This window comes from Gemmiger formicilis (assembly GCF_016901605.1).
Lineage (GTDB): Bacteria > Bacillota > Clostridia > Oscillospirales > Ruminococcaceae > Gemmiger > Gemmiger formicilis_B.
The window spans coordinates 1-224 of sequence record NZ_JACJKP010000734.1 but is presented as its reverse complement, the minus strand read 5'-3'; the positions used below and the strand labels follow the sequence as shown (position 1 = coordinate 224).

General features: G+C 66.1%; 1 protein-coding gene. It reads right to left on the bottom strand.

From position 1 onward, the window contains the following. On the bottom strand, positions 1–224 hold a 224-nt coding region (locus H6B10_RS16660), incomplete at both ends, for a hypothetical protein (RefSeq protein ID WP_204652485.1).

Sequence of the window (224 nt, the reverse complement as noted above, 5' to 3'; positions counted from 1 at the left end):
CGTCCCCAGGGGTGGGAGGACCTGACCGACGAGGAACTGGTGACCTTCTGCCGCGGCCGGTATGAGGAATGTTCCGCCCCGGCGGGCCTCTATTGCATCGAGGGGGACGGTGCCATCCGCCAGGGAAATCCGATACCCGGTGGAATTGCCCACCGCAGGGTCCGGGATACAATAGCCGTACAGGGCCGCTCCGTCGCACCAGCCCACCATCACGTTGCGCAGGT